Origin of the sequence: Bifidobacterium sp. N4G05 (genome assembly GCF_002742445.1) — a bacterium.
Lineage (GTDB): Bacteria > Actinomycetota > Actinomycetes > Actinomycetales > Bifidobacteriaceae > Bifidobacterium > Bifidobacterium hominis.
Genome location: NZ_NJNQ01000001.1, coordinates 258329 through 276935, shown reverse-complemented (window position 1 = coordinate 276935; position 18607 = coordinate 258329). Strand labels below are relative to the sequence as shown.

Below are 18607 nucleotides of genomic sequence, written 5' to 3'. Positions count from 1 at the left end.
GGCGGTCGTGGATACCGCGGCAAGGACTGGCGAGGTCAGCCGAGCAGCACCGCGATGATTGCAATGAAGATCGGTGAGGTCAGTGTCGAGAAGAGAATGCCGTCGCGTGCGAACGAGAGACCCACGTTGTACCGCGCCGCGTAGTTGTAGACGTTCTGCCCGGTCGGCAGGGCGGCGAGCACCACGCACGCGTACAATGTGGCGCCGCGGAAGCCCATCACGAAATACGACAGCAGGAACGCGATGATTGGCATCACGATGTTCTTCAACGCCGCCACCGTGAACACCGCGGGAATGTTCGACTTGTCCTGCAGCGGCTTCGTGCCGTGCAACGACATGCCGAATGCCATCAGAATCATTGGCACTGCGGAATCGCCGATCATGTCGATCGGATCGTAAATACAGTCCGGCACCACGAAATGACCGGCTTTTGCGGAAATCGCGGATACGGCGATGCCCAGCAGCGAACCGATAAGCAGCGGCTGATGCAGCGGCTGCTTCAGAATCTCCCTCGTGGAGACCTTGCCTTTGGTGGTCACATCGAGCACGGTCAGGCCGATCGGTGTGAACACCGCCTGTTGCATGACCAGAATCGGCGCGACCAAAGCGGGATTGCCCAGAATGTACGTGGCGATCGGCAGACCGATGTTGTTGGAGTTCAGATACAGCGAATTCAACGCGCCGATGGTGGCATCCGCCGCCTTCAGATGGAAGAACAGCCTATTGAGGATCAGAAACACCAATCCGACCAGCACGGCCGAGAAGAACGCCACAACAATGGAGGAGTGGAATATCTCGAAGATTCTCTCCTTGGACAGGATGGCGAACATCAGGCACGGGCTCGATACGAAAAAGCTGAACCTGTTGAGCACCATCTGCGCGGTAGGTCCGCCTATGCGCATGCGCGCGGCCACGTAACCGGTGCCGATGACGATGCCAATGACGCAGAAGCCTTCCAATGCGCTTAACAGACCCGGCATGACACTCTTCCTTTCGCTCTCGGCCGTTGGTTTGGCCGTTATCCAGTGTTGCACCATGCATATGGATAACATCCGATCCGTCTCAAAAGCGTTGTCGAACGGCGATGTCGGTTCCGGTGGTGCTGGATAATGGGCGGTATGAACGAACTTGAGATTGGATTTTCCGCTTCCGCCACCAGGCAGGAGCAGCTGAACGGGCTGATGGAACAGATCATGGGCTCCTATTCCGTGAGCGACGACGAAGGCCCGTTGACCGACGCCGTCGAAGCGTTTCTAAACAAACAGCAGCATCTGACAGTGCGCAGGCATGGCGATACGCTGGTTGCGTCCACGAATTTCGGACGTGAACGCCGCGTGATTCTCGCAGGGCATCTTGACACAGTGCCGGTGATCGACAACTTCCCGCCGCGATGGCTGGAACCAGGCGATCCGCTGATTCGCGAGGATGTTGCCGCAGGCCATGAGCAGGAGCGCGTACTATGGGGGCGCGGTGCCACCGATATGAAGGGCTCCGACGCGGTGATGCTGTATTTGGCGGCCACGTTGACAGATGCGAAATACGATCTGACATACGTGTTCTACGACCACGAAGAGGTTGCTGCCGAAAAGAACGGCCTGCGCAAGGTGGTCGAGGCGCATCCTGATTGGATTTCCGGCGATTTTGCGATTATTGGCGAGCCGACCGATTGTGGTATTGAGGGCGGCTGCAATGGAACGATGCGTTTCGACGTGATCACGCATGGCATTGCGGCACACTCGGCGCGAGCTTGGATGGGCAAGAACGCCATTCATGCGGCCGCTGAGATTCTGAACCGGCTGAACGCTTATGAAAATCGTGCGATTGAAGTGGATGGCCTGACGTATCAGGAGGGGTTGAATGCCACCCTGATTTCAGGCGGCAAAGGCACGAATGTGATCCCCGACGAATGCCGCGTGCACGTCAACTATCGTTTTGCCCCCGACAAGTCGTTGGCTGAGGCGAAAGCGCTGATGATTGGCGCGGACGCCGGTGCGGAATTGGGCAATGGCGAGCATATTGCCACAGGCGGCGTGTTCGAAGGCTTCGGCATTGAAATGAAGGACGAGTCGCCTTCCGCGCGTCCGGGGTTGACGTCGCCGCTTGCGCAGTCGCTGGTGGAATTGGTGCGCGAGCGCACTGGGCGTGAGCCTCTGGCCAAGCTTGGCTGGACGGATGTGGCGCGATTCTCGATGCTGGGCATTCCCGCAGTGAATCTAGGCGCGGGCAGTCCGTTGCTGGCACACAAGCACGACGAGCAGCTGCCGGAATCGGATTTGCTGTTGATGACCAATCTGCTTGAAGACTGGCTAAAGTAGCCGTTTCGTGACTGACGGCTGTCTGCTTGATTTGCTGATTTTGCTTGCTTTGGATTGAGATAATCAGAGATAATCAGATTTCTGCATTTGCTGTCTGCGCAAGTCTCGTCCCGTGTCTGCACAAGTCGGGAATAAGGCCTGATTGTGACTTGTGCAGACGGGGAATGCAGGTTGCGCAGGTGCAGATTGTGACTTGTGCAGACGAGGACTGGGATTTGCGGACGGGGAACGTGGGAGTCGGAAAATTTCCCGTCATGTCATGTTCCGTTATTTTTTGTGCCATACTTATAGACGGTGGTTCTGCAAATCACCAATGCATCCGATGGCGTTGATCCCCTCGCGTGAAATTCATGTGTGCCCGCGAGCGCCGGTGTCCGCCGTCGCATGATGAAGACTTTTGACGGAAGTTGCTTCCTACGGGCGCCATGATGCGCGGCCACGGTGAGAGCGTGGTGTGAGAACCGTATGAGGCCTAAGCATGGGCGGCGCGATTGCAGCGTGCCGTCGAGGAGTCATTGTGCCTAATATCAATGAGGGCTTCGATCAGGTCGAAGCCGCGGCATCGCCTGAGCATGCCGTGAATGTTGTGAAATTCGAATCGTCCCAGTCCGATTCTGCGCCGCGTCGCCGTCGTGGCGGTCGTCGTGTGGTGCGTGGGGTTGGAGCTGCCGGCGCGTCTTTGGAATTGAAGGTCGAGGAGCATGCCGCGACTCCGCTGTTCGAAGAGCCGAAGTTACCGGTTGCGCAGCCTGTGCATGGTGTCGGTGACGACGCTGTTTCCAGTGATGATGGCGATTCCGATGGCGTGTCTCGCCCGTCTCGTCGCCGTCGTCGTTCGGCCCAGTTCGACGATGATGTTCGTGAGATTGCCGATGAGCAGTCGACACATACTCGTCGCCGCCGCGCGGTGCAGGTCGAGGATGAGCGTGATGAGGATCGTCCTCGTCGTCGCCGTCGCAGTGCCGTCGATGATTCCCGCGATGAGGAATCGTATGAAGAACGTGCGCTTGATGCGGTCGATATGTTGCCGGAAGGCCATGAGGTCCGTCATAATCCGCGTCCGATGATGTCGCTGCTGTTCCAGGAACCGGTTTTGCCGTCTGCTGCGGATTCTCGTGACGGGTCCGATGACGATCGTGACGATTCCCGTGAATCTCGCAATGATCGCAATATGCGGGGTCATGACGATGCGCAGGATGAGGACCGTCCGACCCGTCGTCGTCGCCGTCGTAATCGTGACGTTGCCGACGAAGAGCGTTCCGAAGGCAATCGCAGTGAACGCAACGATCGTGACAATCGTAATGATGATGCGGAAAACGATGAGGAAGGCGGATCTCGCAAGTCCCGTCGTTCCCGTCGTTTGAACGCGCAGGAACGTCGGGCTGCGGCCGAGGTCGAGCAGATTGAAGAGGATTTGATCCTCGACGATATCACGTACGCGCCTATCGACGACGAAACACGTGGCAATCGTGGTGACGATGATGATGACGAGCAGCCGACGCGCACCCGTCGTCGCCGTCGTGGTCGTGGCAATCGTGAGGAAGCTGACGAACAGCAGCAGGAGAACGTCGAAGGTGAGTCTCGCCGTCGCCGTGAGGAGGATGACGAGGAAGAGGGCACGGTGACCCGTCGCCGTCGCCGTCGCCGTGGCGGCGCGAAGACCGAGGAGCAGGAGGAGCCGCTCGTACGCCGTTCCCGTAAGCAGCAGTACATCGACGAGATTACCGATGTCGAGGGTTCGACCCGACTTGAGGCCAAGAAGCAGCGTCGCCGTGACAATCGCCGCGAACGTAGCCGCCAAAGCCAGCTCATGGAACAGGATTTCCTGGCTCGCCGCGAGCATGTGGACCGTCTGATGGTGGTGCGCGAACGCGAACGCCACACGCAGATCTCCGTGATCGAAGACAATGTGCTTGTCGAACATTACGTGTCCGACATTCAGGAAGTCGCCACCGTGGGCAACATCTATCTTGGCCGCGTGCAGAACGTGCTGCCGAGCATGGAGGCCGCGTTCGTCGACATCGGTCAGGCTCGTAACGGCGTGCTGTATGCGGGCGAGGTGAACTGGGATTCCGCACGTTTGGAAGGCCAGCCTCGCCGCATCGAACTCGCGTTCAAGTCGGGAGACCCTGTGCTTGTGCAGGTCACCAAGGATCCGATCGGGCACAAGGGTGCACGACTGACCTCGCAGGTGACTCTCGCGGGCCGTTTCCTGGTGCTCGTGCCGTCCGGTGGCATGACGGGCGTGAGCCGCAAGCTTAGCGAGCGCGAACGTTCCCGCCTCAAGAACATCGTGTCGAAGGTCGCTCCGAAAGACATGGGCGTGATCATTCGTACCGCCGCGGAAGGCGCTTCCGAAGAGGCGATCACCAAGGATCTCGAAAGCTTGGTGCGCCAGTGGGAACGCATCACCGCCAAGCGTGACGAATTCCTGCATGGCAAGCGTCCGAAGCTGCTGCAAGGCGAACCGGACGTGGCGATCCGCGTGGTGCGAGACATCTTCAACGACGACTTCTCCAAGATGATTGTTGAAGGTGAGCGCGTGTACGGCCGTATCGAGGAATATCTCGACACCATGGCTCCCGACTTGAAAGACAAGCTTGAAAAGTGGGATCCGGCCGAACATGAAGGCAAAGACGTGTTCGACAAGTGGCAGATCGACTCCCAGCTGCGCAAGGGCATGGAACGTCAGGTCTACCTGCCGTCGGGCGGTTCGATCGTGATCGACCGCACCGAAGCCATGACCACCATCGATGTGAACACCGGCCGTTTCATCGGCCGCGGCAAGAGCCTTGAGGAGACGGTGACCCGTTGCAACCTCGAAGCTTCCGAAGAGATTGCACGTCAGCTGCGCCTGCGTGACATCGGCGGCATGGTGATGATCGACTTCGTCGACATGGTCATGCCGGCCAACCGTGATCTGGTGTTGCGCAGACTGGTGGAATGCCTGGCCCGCGACCGTACCAAGCATCAGGTGGCCGAAGTCACCTCGCTTGGCCTGGTGCAGATGACGCGAAAGCGCATCGGACAGGGCTTGGTGGAGGCCTTCTCCGAGGAATGCCCGACCTGCAAGGGTCGCGGATTCATTCTTCACGACGAGCCAACCGTGTCCGCGGATTATGATGATCCGTACGCCCTGAAGGGCGGCGACCCGTTCGTCAAAACCAACAAGCATGGTCACGGCACGGACGTGCAGGTGCCGAAAGGCTCCTCGCCGGACGTGAAGGCCAAACTCGCGCAGATCGCGGCGGCGGCTGTAGCAGCCAACAATGCGGAACTGGGCGAGGAGATATAGAAGAATAAATGATTATTCCGGTCTGTCAACCTGACACGCCGGGAACAGACTTGCGGTTGTACGCGGGTATGTGTAGATTAGATTGCTGGTGTCTGGCCGCGAGGCTCGAACGTGCCGGGCAGTAAGCTTTCCAAGTTAATAAAGGAACGGATATGTACGCGATTGTGAAGGCCGGCGGCCATCAGGAAAAGGTTGAGGTCGGTGACGTCATCTACGTCAACCGTCTCGAGGCTAAGAAGGGCGAAACCGTGGAATTCCCGGTTGCTCTCGTTGTGGACGGCTCCAAGGTTGTCCTCGGTGCCAAGGATCTCGCCAACGTCAGCGTCAAGGCTGAGGTTGTCAACGATGAGGCCAAGGGTCCGAAGATCAGCATCATGAAGTATAAGAACAAGACCGGCGTTGCTCGTCGCAAGGGCCATCGCCAGCAGCTGACCGCTGTCAAGATCACGGCTATCGCCTGATTGACGCAGGGTTAGAGTCAAGGACCGAAAGGAACAGACATGGCACATAAGAAGGGCGCGTCCAGCTCGCGCAACGGTCGCGATTCAAACGCGCAATACCTCGGTGTGAAGAAGTTCGGCGGCGAAGCCGTCGTGGCCGGCAACATCATCGTTCGTCAGCGTGGCACTAAGTTCCACCCGGGCGAGAACGTCGGCATGGGCAAGGACCACACCCTGTTCGCCCTCAAGGACGGCAGCGTGCAGTTCGGCGTTCGTCGTGACCGCAAGGTCGTCGACGTGATCGCCGCCTGAGATACGCGCAATCAACGCTTATAAGATAAAGCCGCGCCCGTTGTGGACGCGGCTTTTCTTTATTTTGATGATCGCTGAGGATTGTTTTCCTCCAGTCCGTCCCAAACGTCACGTAACGTTGCATGCAGAACATGCATGCAGACTTGCGAACGGACAATAAATCGGACCGTTTCGAACAAACGATTAAGGTAGATACATGAGTGATTTCGTCGATCGCGTGACCGTCCATGTGAAGGGCGGCGACGGCGGCAACGGCTCCGCCGGCATCCGTAGAGAAAAATACAAGCCGTTGGCAGGCCCGAACGGCGGCAACGGCGGTGACGGTGGTTCCGTGATCTTCATGGCCGACCAGAACGCCAACAGCCTGCTCGATTACCGTTTCATGCCCCACCGTGAGGCTGGGAGCGGCACCATGGGCTTGGGAGATACCAAAGACGGTTCCAAAGGTGCCGATCTGATTCTGCCAGTTCCCGTGGGCACCGTGATTTTCGAAGCCAAAGGGCCGCAAGGCAAGCCCAAGCATCCGGGCGAACAGCTCGCCGATCTGCGCCACGCCGGAGACAAGTTCGTAGTGGCGGCCGGCGGCAACGGCGGCCTTGGCAACGCCGCACTGGCCAACCGCACACGTCGTGCTCCAGGCTTCGCGCTCTTGGGTGAGCCGGGTGAGGAACGAGATGTCATCCTCGAACTCAAATCCATCGCCGACGTGGCTTTGGTGGGCTTCCCGTCCGCAGGCAAATCCAGTCTGATCGCCGCCATGAGCTCCGCCAAGCCGAAAATCGCCGACTACCCGTTCACCACACTCGTGCCGAATCTTGGCGTGGTCATGGCGGGAGACATGCGTTACACCATCGCCGACGTGCCAGGCTTGATTCCGGGAGCCTCGCAAGGCAAAGGCCTCGGCCTTGAATTCCTGCGCCACATCGAACGCACCGAAATCATCGCCCACGTAATTGACTGTGCCACGCTGGAACCTGACCGTGATCCGATGAGCGACTACAAGGCGCTCGAACACGAGCTGGCCGAATATGCAGACAAGCTGGAATTGCCATTGGGTGCGATCCCAATCCCCGAACGCCCCCGCATCATCATCCTCAACAAGGTCGATATGCCGGAAGCCAAGGAATTGGCCGAATTCGTCAAACCGGAATTCGAAAAACTCGGTCTCAACGTGTATGTCATCTCCACCGCATCCCATGAAGGTTTGAAAGAACTCAACTGGGCGTTGGCAGCCATGGTCGCCGACATGCGCAAGGAAGTCGCCAAACGCGAACAGGCCGAAGAAGAAGCGCGTGTGGTCATCAAGCCGCTTGAAGAGCCTCGCAATCGTCGCCGTCGCAACGACGAAGGCGGCACTGCGCTTGACTTCACCGTGGAACGCAAGGAAGCTGGCAACGGCGATGTCTGGTATGAAGTGCTTGGCACCAAGCCGGAACGTTGGGTCATGCAAACCAACTTCGACAACGACGAAGCGGTCGGCTACCTGGCAGACCGTCTCGCCAAGCTTGGCGTTGAAGACGAACTGCGCAACAAGGGCGCCAAGCCGGGTGATGAAGTGCGCATCGGCAAGGGTGCGCGAGCCGTGGAATTCGATTGGGATCCGACCATTGCGGCAGGTGCGGAAATGCTCGACGGCGCCCAGCTTGGCGCACGAGGCGTCGACCTGCGACTGCAGGAACAGGACGGCCGTTCGCAGCGCCGCACCAACGCGGAACGCCGTCGCCAATACCACGAAATGATGGACGCACGCCAAGCCGTGCGCGAAGCCATGATGGCCGAGCGTAAGGCCGGACACTGGGCTGATCCTTCCGTGGACGACGACCGGCATGACGAAACCAGCCTCTTCGGACGCGGTGAAACCACCGAATCCGAAAACGTGGAACAATAGAAGCAGCAATACGCCCGCTGATGTGCCGATTGGCATGTCGGCGGGTTTTCTTTTCGGCCATTCGAACGCCTGGAGGAACCATGAACACGCCATCGCAAACCCAAGTGCGCCGAGCCATCGCCGAAGCGCAAACCATCGTGGTGAAAGTGGGATCCAGCTCGCTGACCAAGCCAAGCGGCCACCTCGATCCGGAACGGCTCAACGCGCTCGTGGCGGCCATCGCACGCGTACGACTCATGGGCGGGCGTGTGGTGCTCGTCTCCTCCGGCGCCATTGCAGCCGGATTCGGTTCCCTTGGCTTCGACGCGCGACCAACCGACGTGGCTGACCAGCAGGCATGCGCGGCCGTAGGCCAAGGCCTGCTCATGGCACAATACGAAAGCGCTTTCGCACACTACGGACTGCGCGTCGGGCAGATCCTCATCACCGTATCCGACACCATCGCGCCACAACAATACCGCAACGTACGACGCACTCTCGAAAGACTGCTCGACCTGGGCGCGGTGCCAATCATCAACGAAAACGACTCGCTTGCATCCAACGAAATCCGATTCGGAGACAACGACCGCCTCTCCGCATTGATCGCCAACATCGTTGTCGCCGACGCCCTCGTACTCCTCACCGACGTGGACGCACTCTACACGGCACCCCCAAGCGAACCTGGGTCGAAACGCATCAGCTACGTACCGAACGTGGAAGATGCGCTCGCCAATGTGCAGGTCGGCGGCACAGGCTCAAATGTGGGCACCGGCGGCATGGTCACCAAAATGGAAGCAGCCCGTGTGGCGGCAGTTTCCGGCATTCCTGCAGTGCTCACCTGCGCGTCGAACGCAGGCCCGGCCATGATGGGAGACCCGGTCGGCACCGCATTCGCACCAATCAACGACCGTGGCTCTTCGCGCCGCCTATGGATTGGCTTCGCGGCCCACCCGCAAGGTACTCTGGTGGCCGACGCGGGCGCGTCCAACGCGGTGCGTGGGGGAGCGGCCAGTCTGCTCGCAGCCGGCGTGCTTGAGGTGAAGGGCGATTTCGCCGCCGGAGACGCGGTGTGGATCGACAACGAAGCGGGAGAGCATCTCGCAAAAGGCCTTGTAGGATTCGACTCCGAAGAGATCCCGCAAATGCTCGGCCGTAATACCGCCCAGCTCAAGCGTTTCCTCGGCGAAGAATACGCGCACCCCCTAGTCCACCGCGACAATCTCGTTTTGGTGTAGAAATATTTATCTTCCAGTCCCTACCGGACACCAGCCAAAGGAAAGAAAAAGGAAGCAGCACAATCGAGCAAAATGTGCCGAAGGCTGTTGTTTTTCGGGTGGGAGAGTTAGCATGGCAAGCATGACTATGGCTGACTGGCAGACTCTTTCCGAACGTATTAACCACGTGGCTCCGAGCGCTACTCTGGCCGTTGATTCCAAAGCGAAAGCGATGAAAGCCGAAGGAATCGACGTCATTGGATTTGGCGCGGGCGAGCCGAACTTCCCGACTCCGGCTCCGATCGTCGCAGCTGCGGCCGAAGCGGTGCAGGATCCGAAAAACTATCGTTACACCCCAACGGCAGGTTTGCCGGAACTGCGTAAGGCAATCGCAGAAAAAACGTTGCGCGATTCCGGTTACGAAGTCGATCCGAACCAGGTTATCGTAACCAACGGCGGCAAGCAGGCCGTGTATTCGGCATTCCAAATCCTGCTTGACGAAGGCGACGAAGTCATCATTCCGACGCCGTATTGGACGAGCTATCCGGAAGCGGTGAAACTGGCCGGAGGCGTGCCTGTCGAAGTGTTCGCCGGCGCTGACCGCAATTTCGAACCAAGTCTTGAAGATCTCGAACAAGCGCGTACCGAACGTACGAAAGCCATCATCGTGAACACGCCGAACAATCCGACGGGTGCCGTGTGGAAGCCGGAAACCGTCAAAGCGATCGGTGAATGGGCTGTGGAACATCATGTGTGGGTGATTTCCGACGAAATCTATGAGCATCTCAACTACGATGGCGCAAAAACCACGTATGTCGGCGCTGCAGTGCCCGAAGTGCGTGGTCAGCTGCTGGTGCTCAACGGCGTGGCCAAAACGTATGCCATGCCCGGCTGGCGTGTCGGCTGGATGATCGCTCCCCTCGACGTGGCCAAGGCCGCGTCCAAGCTGCAGGGGCATATGACGTCCAACGTGAACAATATCTCCCAGCGCGCCGCAATCGCGGCCGTATCCGGCTCGCTCGATGCCGTGTACGAGATGCGCGAGGCTTTCGACAAGCGCCGTCAGACCATCGTCGCCGCGCTGAACGATATCGAGGGTGTGAACTGTCCGACTCCGACCGGTGCATTCTATGCGTTCGCCGATGTGAGCGCCCTGCTGAACAAGCCACTCGGTACAAGCAAGGCCTCCTATGCGAGCACGTCCGAGCTGGCTGCGGCATTGCTTGACGAAGGCCATGTGGCAGCCGTGCCAGGTGAAGCGTTCGGTGCTCCCGGCTACCTGCGATTCTCGTATGCGCTTGCCGACGACGATTTGGTCGAGGGCATGAAACGCATGAAGCAGTGGGTCGAAGCCTGATACTGACCTGACTGAAACTTTTCGTACGATTCGCGCCACGGTGACATGCCGGGTGCGAATCTTTTTTTCGTTGGAAAATAGCGGTTTTGAAAGGTTTCTTCAAAAACCGGTTGGACTAAGTCGCAAATACCCGCTATTATTTCGACTTGGCGGTTTTGCCGCTTACTTCTTGCGTGGTTTTTCGCATAAAATCCTCGCCAGCAAGTAGAAACGGCAGAGTACACCTAGGGAAGTGGCGCAATTGGTAGCGCAACGGTCTCCAAAACCGTAGGTTGTGGGTTCGAGTCCCGCCTTCCCTGCCAAGCTTCTTGCAACAAGCTCAGCGGAGGATTATTATGGCGAAGGCAGAGAATAGCGAAAAGGCCGTTAAGCCGAACATCTTCATGCGAATTGGCTTGTTCATCAAACAGATTATCGACGAACTCCGCAAGGTCGTGACCCCGACCAGCAAAGAGCTGTTCTTCTGGGCACTCGCCGTGTTCATCTTCGTGCTGCTCCTGATGGCACTGGTCACCGGCATGGACTTCGGTCTGGGCAAGCTGACCCTGTGGATCTTCGGCTGATCAACAACTTGAAGGTGAAACTGCATGACTGACGAAGTGTTTTCCGACAACCTCGATGAGGCTCCCGAAGCTGATCTCGAGGCCGTGGCCGCCGTTGAGGCGCTACCGGCCGAAGGCGAAAGCGTTCAGGAAACTGCCGATGAGACCGTTGAGGCAGAGCCGACTGCTGAAGTCGCTTCCGACGAGTCCGAAGAGGGCGAGGAAGACGACGAGCAGGATGCCGGCGCCAAGGCCGTCGAAGACTTCTCCAACAGCCTGCGCACCCTCGAGGGCAAATGGTATGTGCTGCACACCTATTCCGGCTATGAGAAGCGCGTGAAGACCAACGTCGAATCCCGTGTGGCGAGCTTCGGCATGGAAGACAAGATCTTCCAGATCGAAGTGCCGATGGAAGAGGTCGAAAAGCACACTGAAAAGGGCAAGAAGGTCATCACCCGCGTGCGTGTTCCCGGCTACGTGCTGATTCGCATGCTTCCGGATGAGAACGCCCGTCGTATCGTTCGCGAGACCGAAGGCGTTACCGGCTTCGTCGGCCCAACCAAGGAACCGGCGCCGCTGAGCCGCAAGGAAGTCGTTTCCATGATGGCTCCGATGATCGCTTCCGAAGCGCTCAAGAAGGCTGGCGACAAGCCAGCCGCCAACAAGAAGCGCGTCCTCGAAGTCTCCTACGCAGTTGGCGATCAGGTCACCGTTACCGACGGTCCATTCACCACCATGGCAGCTGTCGTTTCCGACGTTGAGCCTACCACCCAGAAGCTCACTGTGCTCGTGTCCATCTTCGGTCGTGACACGCCGGTAGAGTTGGGCTTCAACCAGGTAGAGAAACTAGCCTGAATTTAATAATGGAGCGTTAGCTGCGTTGAGCCGTTAAGCAGACAATCCAGTGGACAGTCTGTAGGCAGAGTGAGCAGCTTGCCGTGAAGGCGCACGCATTATTGAATTTCAGTAAGTAATAAGGATTTTGAAAGACCCCGCAATGTGCGGGGTCTTTTTTTGTCTGGGGGAAGTGGGCATAATAGAAAGGCTTGTGTCTGGAGGGTTTGGCGTGCCTGAATGAGGGTACGGAATCCGCTAGCACAGCACAGCAATATACGTTGCGGAAGGAACCGGACGCGGGAGACCTACTCCGGTGCCGCTACCACCGCTTCTACAGAAAGAAGAACCATACAATGGCTCCTAAGAAGAAAGTCTCGGCGCTTCTCAAGCTCCAGATTCAGGCTGGCAAGGCCAACCCGGCCCCGCCGCTGGGCCCGGCACTGGGTTCCCATGGCGTGAACATCATGGACTTCTGCAAGCAGTACAACGCTGCCACGCAGGACAAGATGGGCCAGGTCATCCCTGTTGAGATCACCGTTTTCGAAGATCGTTCCTTCACCTTCATTCTGAAGACCCCGCCGGCGGCAGCTCTGCTGAAGAAGGCTGCGGGCATCCAGAAGGGTACCGAAAACCCGCTGACCCACAAGGTCGGCTCCGTCACCAAGGCCCAGGTCCGTGAGATCGCCGAAATCAAGATGGCTGATCTGTCCGCACGCGACGTCGAAGCCGGCATGAAGATCATCGAGGGCACCGCCCGCTCGATGGGTATCACGGTTACCGACTGAGAGGAGAGGGACAAATGGTAAAGCGTTCCAAGAAGTACCGCGAAGCTTCTGAGAAGATCGATCGCAACAATCTTTACACCGCCAACGAAGCCATCGCTCTCGTCAAGAGCATGCCGGAGTACAAGTTCGATCAGACCGTTGAGGCCGTGCTGCGCCTGAACGTCGATCCGCGCAAGGCTGACCAGCTGGTCCGCGGTTCCGTCAACCTGCCGAACGGCACTGGTAAGACCGCCAAGGTCCTCGTGTTCGCCCGTGGCCCGAAGGCCACCGAGGCTCTCGAGGCTGGCGCTGACATCGTCGGTGACGATGATCTCGTGCAGAAGGTCGCCGACGGCTTCCTTGACTTCGATTCCGTGGTGGCTACCCCGGACATGATGGGCAAGGTCGGCCGCCTCGGCCGCGTGCTCGGTCCGCGCGGCCTCATGCCGAACCCGAAGACCGGCACCGTGACCATGGATGTCACCAAGGCCATCAAGGACATCAAGGGCGGCAAGGTCGACTTCCGCGTCGACAAGAACGGCAACCTGAGCTTCCTCATCGGCAAGCTCTCCTTCACCGAGCAGGCTCTCGACGAGAACTTCAAGGCTGTTGCCGACGAAATCAAGCGTCTGAAGCCGTCCACCGTGAAGGGCCGCTACGTCACCAAGGCGACCATCACCTCCACGATGAACCCGGGCGTCCCGGTTGATCCGACGGTCATCGCCTGAGCAATATAGCTTGCAAATAGCTTCTATATAGCTTGCAAAAGGCCCGCATCCTGCCTCAACGCGAGATGCGGGTCTTTTCGTATATATCTTGTGATTATCCATCTCATTTAATAAATAATGATTCTGCAATCGCTGAATATCAAAGAATTTCAATGAAACCAGATATCAGACAGATATTAAAAACAGAAAAGTAATTTCAACGATCGCGCATACGGCCGATTGCAAGCGCGGTCATCAACACGTATGCGTCGCGCGGATCGGTCGCATCCCAACCAGTCGTTTCCGCGGCACGCTTCAAACGATAGCGCACCGTATTCGGATGCACGTTCAAATCCTTCGCGGTGTTCTCCAAAGAACTGCCGTTCCTCAAAAACGTGGAAACCGTCACAAAAGTCGGATCGTCGGGATTATCGCCATGAAGCACCCGATACACGTTCTGATACAGCTCCTCACGAGCGTAGTCATCGCCCAAAAGTGCCCTCTCAGGCAGCAATTCGTCGGCACGCAACGGGCGGGACGGCGAAGCCAAAGCGGGAGCGGCCTGCAACGAGAACAAGGTTTCACGCAACACATGCGAGGCGCCGACTACACCGGAACGTACCGGACTCAAATACACCGGCTCATCCTCGCTGAACGCGGAAATGACAGACGTGCACGTCACCTCGGCGGTGGCGGCCCCCATCTGACAGACCAGCACCAGCAGAAAACTGCCGTACGTGCCGACGATCGCGTGCTCCCCACCCAAATCACGCACCGCATTGCGCGCGACAAGCGAAGCCGAGGCGGGACTTACCTTCGGTGTGCCGCCAATCGCAAAGCAATCGAAATTTCCGCGCCATCCGAGCACGTTCATCAACGAGGCGACGCGTTCATCCGTAAGATTTGTCATCAGGCATTCGAAAGCGAGCCGTTCGATGGTCGAATCGTCGGTGTGCCCTGCCAGAAGGTCGAGAATGTCTGCCTGATCGGAGTTCATAAGCGTCAAGTGTAGCCGTCTATCCAACGAATCGCTGAACGGGCGGCGACAACAAGGTGAGGCTCATTCGGGGAGTGCCGCTATTATGCCGCTTATGAGCGAAGTCAAAAAAACCGGAAAGCGTGGCGAAAAGGTCGGTACGTTCCTCAGCTGGACGCTGGCCGTGCTGGCATGCCTGTGGGTGGCATGGTGTTGCGCCATCGGGCCGTTGTATTGGTTCGGTGGCGGACTTTCCGACTTCGGCTGGCTGAACGTGCTGTATTTGGTGGTCGCTTTCGCAATATGTTTTTCGATTGTCGTCGCGCTGGTCAGATTCGGACACGGTCGTCGCGTGCTTCCGCGATATTTCGTACGTCGGTATGAAAGACTATGCGACGAGATCGCGGGAACGCCAAGCACTGTGCTCGGCATTATGTTGCGACACCTGCATGACGCTGCGCACAGTCGCCCAGGGCGTGCCCTTCATGCGATGATTGTATGGCTTGGGCGCAAACTGACCCGTTGCACCGACTGCTGGTGGAAACTCATGCTGGTGTTCGTGATCGGCTGGCTGTGGGTGCCGACCACGCTATTGGCCGCATTCGGCGCCGACATACGTTCGCAAATCCGCGAATTCAGCTGGGCGTTGAACCAGTGGATGGGCCTGAAGCAGCCATATATCGGTTTCTTCTCGTTCGTGCCCATGGATATCTACCCGACCGCGCATTACATGTGGCCGGATAATCCCACGTACCTGACCGACCAGCATAACGTTGTGCTCACCGTGCTCTACGGCGCGGTGGCGGCGGTTTCTCGCTATTTCACCGACTCCAACGATGCGGGCATTGTGGTGCTTGCCGCATTGCAATGGCTGTTCGCCGCATTCTGCTGTTCGGCGACCGCCAACCGATTCTTCAACCTGCCGTGGCGCAGGCTCGGCGTCGGCACATTCGACTTCTCGCATCCGGAACGCCACGATTGCTGGAATATGCGCGATTACACGCATCCCGAAGCGGGCGTCGTGGCACGTCCTTCCAGACTGCGGGCCGGTGCGAAAACCCGATTCGTGATACTTCTGTTCTTCATGGTGTGCCCCCTTGCAGTGTTCGCCACGATTTCCCTGACGAAATCGCCACTGTTCGCTTTCGCATTCGTATGGTGGTTCGGCGTGTGGTACGAACTGCATATGACGCACATCAAAGCGTTGCCCACCATCAACAGCAAGCCGACTCGTCTGCGCAAACGCTCGATCATGGCGTTCACCATCTCAAGCTGCGTGATGCTCATCAGCGCGAAATACGCATGGTACATCATTCTCTTTACCCTGATCCTGGCGCTCATCAACGATCGAAAACGTTGGAAAACCTATCTTGTGGCACTGCTGCTGCCGACCATCCTCATTCATGGCGGCATCGTATTCCTTACCAACACGGGTGCCATCATCGGTGGCGACCCGATCGAAAGCCGGGGCATCCAACTGCAGCAGATCGCGCGCGTCGCCAAATACAATCCAAACGGCATTCCGGCAGACGCGACGGAAAAGCTCGAACCCGTCTTTAATCTCGACCAAATGGCCGAAGCATACTCCTGGCAGGACGCCGACCCGGTGAAATCCTCCGGCATCCAATCGAAAAAAGTCAGCTACAAGTGGCGTACCGTCACCGAAGACGACATGAAGAACTTCAACGAGGCATGGCTTGAAATCGTTGTCGCGAATCCCGTGATCGCACTCGACGCGTTTTTCGCGGAGTGTTTCGGCTATTTCGACGTGACCGACCTACCGTACGTGTCGATGGACTACTACGTGAACAACGATTATGTGCAGAGCGGCAATGAGTGGATCCATCTGTACAATCACGATTGGCGCGATGCGGTGGCTGGTTTCGCCAAAGGATGGGGCAATATTCCCGTGGTCGGCTGGGTGACGCACGGCAATCTGTACGTAACGCTGATGCTGCTGGTCGGCGCTGCCGAAGTGGTGCTGCGACGGTGGCGTTCGCTGTCGTGGCATTTGCCCTTGTTGCTGCTCATGGGCGTGATGATCACCGCTCCGGCCAACAATTTCGAACGGCATATGCTGCCGGTCGCGTTCGTGTTCGGTTTCGTATGCCTGCAATTCTGGCGTGAGTCGCGTAATGCACGGCAGGCGGTCAAGGCGAACGTGGTCAGCGAGTATGAAGCCAGCCAAGTGCGGCAGGACGAATAGCAGCTGCATGGTTGTTGCGTTGGCTGTTGCGTTGCGTCGAACATGCCGTAGTAGATAGGGGGTAATGATGGCGATTTTGGATTCGGCAATGATTATGCCGCGTACTTGTGTTGCGGCGGATCAGGTGCTGCTGCTCGACACCGTGGGATCCACGAATACGTATGCCGCGGATTTGGTGCGCGAGGGAGTGCTGTTCGGTGTGAATGGTGCGGATGGCGTGAGCAGCGCGGATGGCGTGAATGCAGGGAAGTCCGCGTGGAGCGGGCATGAAATCGTGGTCATTGCGGCGAATGAGCAGACGGCAGGCCGCGGGCGTCTCGACCATACGTGGACGAGCGTTCCGGGGGAGTCGTTCATCGTGTCGCTGGTGGTAAGCGTGCCCGTTTCGATTATGCGCGATTTATCCGTCAGCGGTTGGCTGCAAATGATCGCCGGCTGCGAGATGCGTGAGGCGATTGTCGGCGCGGTACGCGATTGCGGCGGCGGTTTTGACGAGAATATCGGGGATATTGCATTGAAATGGCCGAACGATATTTTCGTGGATGGACAGAAACTCGGTGGCGTGCTCGCCGAAATGGTGCCGATTGCGGGTTGCGAGGATCGCGTCGCCATTGTGATCGGCGTCGGTTTGAATCTTGCCATCGCACAGGAGCGGTTGCCGATAGACAAGGCCACGTCGTTGCAGTTGATTGCGCACGATCTGCCGGATGTTGCCGTTATGCGCGATGCGATCGCCGCACGTTGGGTGCGAGGCTTGCGCTCGCGGTTGGCTGATTTTGAGGAGGATTCCCATCGTGAGGCTGTGCGTGCCAGAGAGGCCATGATTCCGATCTGCTGGACGCTTGGCAAGTCTTGCGAAGCGCATTTCATGGACGGAACCACTCTGCGGGGCAAGGCCGTCGCTTTAAACGACGACGCCTCCCTGACCATTGAGGATCAGGAAGGCGTGTTGCATCAGGTCAGCACGGCCGATGTGGGCGTGTTCGGCAAGTGAGAAAACGTTCGTAACGCGTTCCACTCACTTCAGCTTGGCAAGACCTGCTACCACGGCGGAAGCGATGACGGCCTTGACCGCGTCGCCGGCAATGAATCCCATGGAAGCCACCGCAACGATCGGCAGCGCAACGCCGGTAATGGCGGACTGCACGATGAAACCAAGCAGATAGTCAAGCACAATGCAGCCGGCGACGCAGGCGAACAGATAACGTGCGGCGGTCAGTGCACCGTGCTTCAGCGAATCGGTGCGGGCCTCGCCCTTGAGCAGCGAGGTGACGACGGCCGCCGGCAGGAAGCCGATCAGGAAGCCGGCGCTCGGGCCGACCAATGCCATGGTGGAAGCGCCGCCTGCGAACACCGGCAGACCGACCGCGCCTGCCGCCAGATACATGAGCATCGCGGTGCCGGCCTGCTTCCACGGCAGCATCAGCGCGGCCAGCATCACCACAAACGTCTGCAGGGTGATCGGCACGGGCGTGCCCGGAATCGGCACGGCGCCGGCCGCGGAAGCCGCCCACATGAGCACGGCGAACAGTGCGGGCTTGAGCACGGATCCAAGAGTGCCGCTGGTAGCGGTTTTCAGTGTGGTCTTGAGCGTCAGCATTGCGTTACGCACGATAATTCTCCTTGAATTTGATTGCATTACTGTTGATGAATCGACGATTATTGGCAGCCGAAATGACGGCGATCGCAAAAGTGACGAAAATGCAGGATTTGTCAACTTATGCCCCCAATCGTAGGCTTGCTGAGTTTCGGTAACGTTTGTGGAGCCTTACAAA

At 58.2% G+C, this 18607-nt stretch carries 16 protein-coding genes and 1 tRNA gene; 14 read left to right on the top strand and 3 right to left on the bottom strand.

Translation table 11 applies throughout. The features are described from left to right. Positions 1 to 35: 35 nt before the first annotated feature. Positions 36 to 980, bottom strand: a complete 945-nt coding sequence (locus tag CE153_RS01260; protein ID WP_099594879.1) for an AEC family transporter — start codon at positions 978 to 980, stop codon at positions 36 to 38. A 138-nt stretch (positions 981 to 1118) separates the two neighbouring features. On the opposite strand from CE153_RS01260, the gene dapE reads away from it, so the two are divergent. The 12 genes from dapE to rplA all read left to right on the top strand — a co-directional run bounded on the left by dapE (position 1119) and on the right by rplA (position 13671). Next, positions 1119 to 2315 carry a succinyl-diaminopimelate desuccinylase gene (gene dapE / locus CE153_RS01255; protein WP_099594945.1) on the top strand — a complete coding sequence of 399 codons (1197 nt, stop codon included), beginning with the start codon at positions 1119 to 1121 and terminating at the stop codon, positions 2313 to 2315. Positions 2316 to 2793: 478 nt separating this feature from the next. Next, on the top strand, positions 2794 to 5610 hold the full coding sequence (locus CE153_RS01250; protein WP_099594878.1) for an Rne/Rng family ribonuclease: 2817 nt from the start codon (positions 2794 to 2796) through the stop codon (positions 5608 to 5610). Between the two features lie 152 nt (positions 5611 to 5762). Beyond that, positions 5763 to 6071 carry a 50S ribosomal protein L21 gene (gene rplU, locus CE153_RS01245; RefSeq protein WP_003836136.1) on the top strand — a complete coding sequence of 103 codons (309 nt, stop codon included), beginning with the start codon at positions 5763 to 5765 and terminating at the stop codon, positions 6069 to 6071. 39 nt (positions 6072 to 6110) lie between these two features. Further along, entirely contained in the window at positions 6111 to 6362 is a 252-nt protein-coding gene (rpmA, locus tag CE153_RS01240) for a 50S ribosomal protein L27 (RefSeq protein ID WP_099571017.1), read from the top strand. A gap of 196 nt (positions 6363 to 6558) precedes the next feature. After that, a complete protein-coding gene (obgE, locus tag CE153_RS01235; protein WP_099594877.1) occupies positions 6559 to 8250 on the top strand; it encodes a GTPase ObgE in 1692 nt (563 codons plus the stop codon). Positions 8251 to 8330: 80 nt separating this feature from the next. After that, complete coding sequence (gene proB / locus CE153_RS01230; RefSeq protein WP_099594876.1) at positions 8331 to 9464, top strand: glutamate 5-kinase; 1134 nt, start codon at positions 8331 to 8333, stop codon at positions 9462 to 9464. 112 nt (positions 9465 to 9576) lie between these two features. Then, complete coding sequence (locus tag CE153_RS01225) at positions 9577 to 10800, top strand: pyridoxal phosphate-dependent aminotransferase (RefSeq protein ID WP_099594875.1); 1224 nt, start codon at positions 9577 to 9579, stop codon at positions 10798 to 10800. A 226-nt stretch (positions 10801 to 11026) separates the two neighbouring features. Beyond that, positions 11027 to 11102, top strand: a tRNA-Trp gene (locus tag CE153_RS01220). 33 nt (positions 11103 to 11135) lie between these two features. Beyond that, complete coding sequence (secE, locus tag CE153_RS01215) at positions 11136 to 11363, top strand: preprotein translocase subunit SecE (protein WP_099594874.1); 228 nt, start codon at positions 11136 to 11138, stop codon at positions 11361 to 11363. 24 nt (positions 11364 to 11387) lie between these two features. Next, positions 11388 to 12197 (top strand): transcription termination/antitermination protein NusG, encoded by an 810-nt coding sequence (gene nusG, locus CE153_RS01210; protein ID WP_099594873.1) that lies wholly within the window; start codon positions 11388 to 11390, stop codon positions 12195 to 12197. 335 nt (positions 12198 to 12532) lie between these two features. After that, positions 12533 to 12964: a 50S ribosomal protein L11 gene (gene rplK, locus CE153_RS01205; protein WP_022245020.1), complete on the top strand. Its 432-nt coding sequence runs from the start codon at positions 12533 to 12535 to the stop codon at positions 12962 to 12964. 14 nt (positions 12965 to 12978) lie between these two features. Then, entirely contained in the window at positions 12979 to 13671 is a 693-nt protein-coding gene (gene rplA / locus CE153_RS01200; protein ID WP_004220116.1) for a 50S ribosomal protein L1, read from the top strand. 196 nt (positions 13672 to 13867) lie between these two features. Here the strand turns inward: rplA and CE153_RS01195 are convergent, their stop codons facing one another. Beyond that, complete coding sequence (locus tag CE153_RS01195) at positions 13868 to 14647, bottom strand: PucR family transcriptional regulator (protein ID WP_099594872.1); 780 nt, start codon at positions 14645 to 14647, stop codon at positions 13868 to 13870. 85 nt (positions 14648 to 14732) lie between these two features. On the opposite strand from CE153_RS01195, the gene CE153_RS01190 reads away from it, so the two are divergent. Together CE153_RS01190 and CE153_RS01185 are read left to right on the top strand one after the other, a co-directional pair. Next, positions 14733 to 16832 (top strand): DUF6020 family protein, encoded by a 2100-nt coding sequence (locus CE153_RS01190; RefSeq protein WP_099594871.1) that lies wholly within the window; start codon positions 14733 to 14735, stop codon positions 16830 to 16832. A 64-nt stretch (positions 16833 to 16896) separates the two neighbouring features. Further along, positions 16897 to 17826, top strand: coding sequence for a biotin--[acetyl-CoA-carboxylase] ligase (locus CE153_RS01185; RefSeq protein WP_099594870.1), 930 nt, complete (start codon positions 16897 to 16899; stop codon positions 17824 to 17826). 24 nt (positions 17827 to 17850) lie between these two features. Here CE153_RS01185 and CE153_RS01180 read toward each other — a convergent pair whose 3' ends face one another. Then, complete coding sequence (locus CE153_RS01180; protein WP_164519384.1) at positions 17851 to 18432, bottom strand: biotin transporter BioY; 582 nt, start codon at positions 18430 to 18432, stop codon at positions 17851 to 17853. Positions 18433 to 18607 lie beyond the last annotated feature (175 nt).

What these genes read in the sequence shown, in the direction of transcription:
- CE153_RS01180 (WP_164519384.1), bottom strand. Translation starts at nt 18,432, where the DNA reads ATGCTGACGCTCAAGACCACACTGAAAACCGCTACCAGCGGCACTCTT.
- dapE (WP_099594945.1), top strand. Translation starts at nt 1,119, where the DNA reads ATGAACGAACTTGAGATTGGATTTTCCGCTTCCGCCACCAGGCAGGAG.
- rplK (WP_022245020.1), top strand. Translation starts at nt 12,533, where the DNA reads ATGGCTCCTAAGAAGAAAGTCTCGGCGCTTCTCAAGCTCCAGATTCAG.
- proB (WP_099594876.1), top strand. Translation starts at nt 8,331, where the DNA reads ATGAACACGCCATCGCAAACCCAAGTGCGCCGAGCCATCGCCGAAGCG.
- CE153_RS01250 (WP_099594878.1), top strand. Translation starts at nt 2,794, where the DNA reads ATGGGCGGCGCGATTGCAGCGTGCCGTCGAGGAGTCATTGTGCCTAAT.
- CE153_RS01195 (WP_099594872.1), bottom strand. Translation starts at nt 14,647, where the DNA reads ATGAACTCCGATCAGGCAGACATTCTCGACCTTCTGGCAGGGCACACC.
- rpmA (WP_099571017.1), top strand. Translation starts at nt 6,111, where the DNA reads ATGGCACATAAGAAGGGCGCGTCCAGCTCGCGCAACGGTCGCGATTCA.
- secE (WP_099594874.1), top strand. Translation starts at nt 11,136, where the DNA reads ATGGCGAAGGCAGAGAATAGCGAAAAGGCCGTTAAGCCGAACATCTTC.
- rplU (WP_003836136.1), top strand. Translation starts at nt 5,763, where the DNA reads ATGTACGCGATTGTGAAGGCCGGCGGCCATCAGGAAAAGGTTGAGGTC.
- CE153_RS01260 (WP_099594879.1), bottom strand. Translation starts at nt 980, where the DNA reads ATGCCGGGTCTGTTAAGCGCATTGGAAGGCTTCTGCGTCATTGGCATC.
- CE153_RS01190 (WP_099594871.1), top strand. Translation starts at nt 14,733, where the DNA reads ATGCCGCTTATGAGCGAAGTCAAAAAAACCGGAAAGCGTGGCGAAAAG.
- rplA (WP_004220116.1), top strand. Translation starts at nt 12,979, where the DNA reads ATGGTAAAGCGTTCCAAGAAGTACCGCGAAGCTTCTGAGAAGATCGAT.
- obgE (WP_099594877.1), top strand. Translation starts at nt 6,559, where the DNA reads ATGAGTGATTTCGTCGATCGCGTGACCGTCCATGTGAAGGGCGGCGAC.
- CE153_RS01225 (WP_099594875.1), top strand. Translation starts at nt 9,577, where the DNA reads ATGGCAAGCATGACTATGGCTGACTGGCAGACTCTTTCCGAACGTATT.
- CE153_RS01185 (WP_099594870.1), top strand. Translation starts at nt 16,897, where the DNA reads ATGATGGCGATTTTGGATTCGGCAATGATTATGCCGCGTACTTGTGTT.
- nusG (WP_099594873.1), top strand. Translation starts at nt 11,388, where the DNA reads ATGACTGACGAAGTGTTTTCCGACAACCTCGATGAGGCTCCCGAAGCT.